4 protein-coding genes are annotated in these 4,024 nt (G+C 73.6%); all 4 read right to left on the bottom strand.

All coding sequences use genetic code 11. The annotated features are described in order from the left end of the window. Positions 1-25 precede the first annotated feature (25 nt). Positions 26-1,093 (bottom strand): Gfo/Idh/MocA family protein, encoded by a 1,068-nt coding sequence (locus ACFT55_RS19445; protein WP_380245494.1) that lies wholly within the window; start codon positions 1,091-1,093, stop codon positions 26-28. Beyond that, the gene (locus ACFT55_RS19440) at positions 1,090-2,193 is read right to left on the bottom strand and encodes a Gfo/Idh/MocA family protein (protein ID WP_380245493.1); all 1,104 of its coding nucleotides are present in this window, start codon (positions 2,191-2,193) and stop codon (positions 1,090-1,092) included. Before ACFT55_RS19440 ends, ACFT55_RS19445 begins: the two co-directional genes overlap by 4 nt. Before the next feature lie 7 nt (positions 2,194-2,200). Continuing rightward, positions 2,201-3,088 carry a carbohydrate ABC transporter permease gene (locus ACFT55_RS19435; RefSeq protein ID WP_380245492.1) on the bottom strand — a complete coding sequence of 296 codons (888 nt, stop codon included), beginning with the start codon at positions 3,086-3,088 and terminating at the stop codon, positions 2,201-2,203. Further along, positions 3,081-4,024 (bottom strand): carbohydrate ABC transporter permease (locus ACFT55_RS19430; protein ID WP_380245491.1); only part of this gene is annotated, 944 nt, incomplete at its 5' end. The genes ACFT55_RS19435 and ACFT55_RS19430, both read right to left, overlap by 8 nt.

Raw genomic sequence — 4,024 nt, 5'->3', positions numbered from 1 at the left:
GTGCCCGGCTCCGTCGCGTCCGCGCTCAGCCGGCGAGGCGCACGACCTCGCCGCCGGCGGCGGCGGACTCCTGGGCGGCTGCGACCACGCGCAGGGTCCGCAGGCCGGCCCGCCCGTCCGGGCCCGGCGTCGTCCCCGTGCGGACGCAGTCCAGGAAGTGCTCCAGCATCAGCCGGTCCAGGTTCTCGCCGAACCCGAGCCAGGCCTGGCGCGTCCCGCCCGCCACGAGGCCGCCGACGTGCGCGCCGAACGGGTCGATCTCGACCGTCCCGCCCGTGCCCACGAGCTGCAGGGTGAGGCCGCCCCAGGTCGCCGCGCCGTCGGGCACGGACCAGGAGCAGTCGATCGTGACCTCCGCGCCGCCGGCGTACGTGAGGCTCACCAGCCCGCCGGTCTCGGCGCGCACCCGCGGGTCGTCCCCGTGCAGCACGCGGTTGGTCACGGCGCGGACGGCGACCGCCTCCTCGCCGAGCAGGGCGTCGAGCAGGTCGGCGACGTGCACCACGTGGTCCGCGAGCGCCCCGCCGCCGGCCAGCTCCGGGTCGGTGAACCATGCGCGGCCCGCCGGGACCTTGCCGTTGTTCGTGCCCGTGCCTCCCAGGACGGTGCCGAGGGTCCCCGCCGCGACGAGGTCGCGCAGCGTGGCGAACTCGGGGCTGAACCGCACGGGATAGGCGGTCATGAGGCGCACGCCGGCGGCGTCGCACGCCTCGACCATCGCCTCGGCGTCCTCGACGCGGGTGGCCAGCGGCTTCTCGCACAGCACGTGCGCACCGACGGCGGCAGCGGCGAGCACGACGTCCCGGTGGCGGGCGTTCTCCGCGCAGACGATCACCGCGTCGGGGCCCCATGCGAGCGCCTCGGCGTACGTGTCGACGTAGGGGGCGCCGTGCTGCGCGGCGAACTCGGGGCCGCGCAGCTCGTCGTCGGGGGCGGTGGCGGAGTCCGGGTCGGCGGTGAGGAGCTCGACGTCGGGCCGGTCGCGCAGGAGGGCGATGTACGACGCGGCGTGCACGTGCGCGAACGACAGGACGGCGACGCGCAGGGCGCGTGCGTCCCCGGCGGTCGGGGCGTGGGCGGTGCGGGCGGTCATGCTCGGCTCCCGGTGGTCGCGAGGGCGGCGGTGGTGGGTGCGGGCACGGGGGCGTCCCCGAGCTCGCGCGCCCGGCCGGCGGTGTCGACGGCGACGGGTCGGCCGGAGGCGATCGAGGCCAGGGCGGCCTCGGCGAGGTCGACGGCGACGACGCCGTCGACGGCGCTGACCCGCGGGCGACGCGGGTCGTCGGCGGCCAGGGTGGTCGGCGACGCCGCGAACGCCGTCGCGAGCTCCCGGATCTCCGTGAGGTAAGGGCTCTCCCCCGCGGCGGGTGCGGGCCGGTCCTGGCCGCCGGTCGGGACGGGCGGCAGGTCGGCGCGGACGCCGCCGGCCGACGCGGAGTCGAAGCTCAGCACCCCGGCGTCGCCGGCGACGTGGAACGACGTGCGGAACGTCGTGTGCGGCGCGCCCCACAGTCCGCGCACGTGGGTGATCGCACCGCCCGCGTGCGTGAGCACCACGTGCGCCAGGGTGTGCGGACGACCGTCCTCCTGCAGAGACCGCCGCGTCGCGTAGACGGTGGTGACCTCGCCCGCGACCCACCGGGCGAGGTCGAGGTCGTGGACCATGAGGTCGAGGACGACCCCGCCGGAGAGGGCGTCGTCGGCGAACCACGGCGACCAGGCGGGGAACGTGCCGCCGCGGGCGAAGCGGAGGACGGCGGGCGTCCCGATCTCGCCCGCCTGCACGGCGGCACGCATCAGCGCGTACTCGGGGAAGAACCGCACGACGTGCCCGGGGTAGAGCTGGCGGTCGGCGGCGCGCGCCGCCTCCAGCAGCGCGACCGCGTCGGCCGAGGTGCGGCCCAGAGGCTTCTCGCAGAGCACGTGGCGGCCGGCGGCGAACGCCGCGGAGGCCACCTCGAGGTGCGTGGGCGTCGGGGTGACGACGTCGACGACGTCGACGACGTCGAGGAGCTCGGCGAGCGTGGCGACCGCACGCCCGCCGTGCGCGGCGGCGAGCTCGGCCGCGCCGTCGACCGAGTGGACGACCACGTCGGCGCCGAGGGCGCGCCACGCCGGGGCGTGGGCCCGTGCGATGCCGCCGGCGCCGACGAGGCCGACGGTGAGGGTGGGGGAAGGCTCTGCAGCAGTCATCGTGCTCCTACTTGAGTCCGGAGTGGGCGAGGCCGTCGATCACGCGGCGTTGCATGACGACGAAGAGCAGGAGGATCGGCGCCATCGCGAGGACGCTGGCCGCCATCATCACCGTGTAGTCGGTGGTGGTGCGCCCGGCGAACGTCGCGATCCCCGCCGCGAGGGGCATGCTCTCTGCCCTGGTCGAGACCACGAGAGGCCACAGGAGGTCGTTCCACGACCAGAGCACGGTGATGATCGTCAACGCCCCGAGGCTGGGGCCCGCGAGCGGCAGCATCACGCGGGTGAAGACCTGGAACGGGTTGGCGCCGTCGAGGCGGGCCGCCTCCTCGAGCGAGTCCGGCACGCCCTTGAAGAACTGCATCATGAGGAAGGTGCCGAAGGCGCTGAAGACGCCCGGGGCGGCGATGCCTGCCACGGTGTTCAACCAGCCGAGCTCGTTGATGATCTGGTACTGCGGGATGAGGTACACCTGCGACGGCACCATGAGGATCGACAGCACGAGCGCCAGCAGCACCCCGCGCAGCGGGAACCGCATGCGGGCGAACGCGTAGCCCGCCATCGAGCACAGCACGAGCTGGCCGACGGTGCGCACCGCGGTGATGGAGACCGAGACCCAGAACTCCTGGAGGAACGGGAGCTTGGAGAACACCTCGGCGTAGTTGCCCCACTGGAGCTCCCCCGGCCAGAAGACCGGGGGCACGCTCATCACCTGGGCGTTCGTGGACAGGGACGTGAGCAGCTGCCAGACGAACGGGAACACCATGACCGCGCCGCCGACGGCGAGGAGCACGTGGGCCCACGTGTTGGACCCGTGGCGCGACGTGCGGCGCCGGGGCGGCCGGGGCGTGGCCGCCGACGGGAGCGGTGCTGCCGTGAGGGTCGTGTCAGGCATAGGTGACCCACCTCCTCTGCATGCGGAACTGGAGCAGGGTGACGGCGCCGACGATGAGCAGGATCACCATCGCGAGGGCGGCCGCGAAGCCCTTGTCGTTGCGCAGGAACGCCTCGTTGTAGAAGAGGTACACGAGCGACTGCGTCTGCTGGATCGCGGGGTTCGCCTGGCCCATCAGGGCATACAGCAGGTCGAAGAGCTGGAACCCGTTGATGACCGTGATGACGGTGACGAAGAAGATGCTCGGCGTCAGCAGCGGGGCGGTGACCGACCGGAACTGCCGCCAGGGTGTCGCGCCGTCCAGCGACGCCGCCTCGTAGAGCTCCGGCGGGATGTTCTTGAGGCCCGCGGACAGGATGATGATCGCGAAGCCGAGCGACGTCCAGAGGCCGACGACGGACACCGCCACCAGGGCGAAGCCGGGCGTCGACGTCCAGGCCGGCCCGTCGATGCCGACCAGCCCGAGCGCCCAGTTGAGGATCCCGAAGTCGCCGTTGAAGATGAGGCGCCACACCATCGCGACGGCGGTGGGCATCGCGACGTACGGCATGAAGTACAGCACCCGGTAGAACGCGGTGAACCTCATGCCGGGGCGGTTGAGCAGGCTCGCGACGAACATCGCGACCGGGATGCCCAGCAGCACGATGCCGGTGTAGACGAGGGTGTTGACGACGGCCGTGCCCAGGTCGGGGTCGCGGGCGAGACGGGCGTAGTTCTCCGTGCCCACCCACGTCTGGCCGCCGAAGGCGCCCCACTCGGTGAAGCTGAAGTACCCGGTCTGGATGATCGGCCACAGGTAGAACAGCACGACACCGAACATCGTGGGGAGCACGAACAGGACGGGCCACCAGCCGTCGTGCCCCCGCCGCGGCCCGCGCGGCGCGGGCCTCCTGGGCGGGGTCGGCGGGGTGGCCCCCCGGGCGGGCGAGGCGACGC

The organism is Isoptericola sp. NPDC057191 (assembly GCF_042670225.1).
GTDB lineage: Bacteria > Actinomycetota > Actinomycetes > Actinomycetales > Cellulomonadaceae > Isoptericola.
This window is presented reverse-complemented; position numbering and strand designations above follow the sequence as displayed.

Bases quoted from the DNA above. Each gene is read 5' to 3' on its own strand.
- ACFT55_RS19445 (WP_380245494.1), bottom strand. From the start codon at position 1,093: ATGACCGCCCGCACCGCCCACGCCCCGACCGCCGGGGACGCACGCGCC.
- ACFT55_RS19440 (WP_380245493.1), bottom strand. From the start codon at position 2,193: ATGACTGCTGCAGAGCCTTCCCCCACCCTCACCGTCGGCCTCGTCGGC.
- ACFT55_RS19435 (WP_380245492.1), bottom strand. From the start codon at position 3,088: ATGCCTGACACGACCCTCACGGCAGCACCGCTCCCGTCGGCGGCCACG.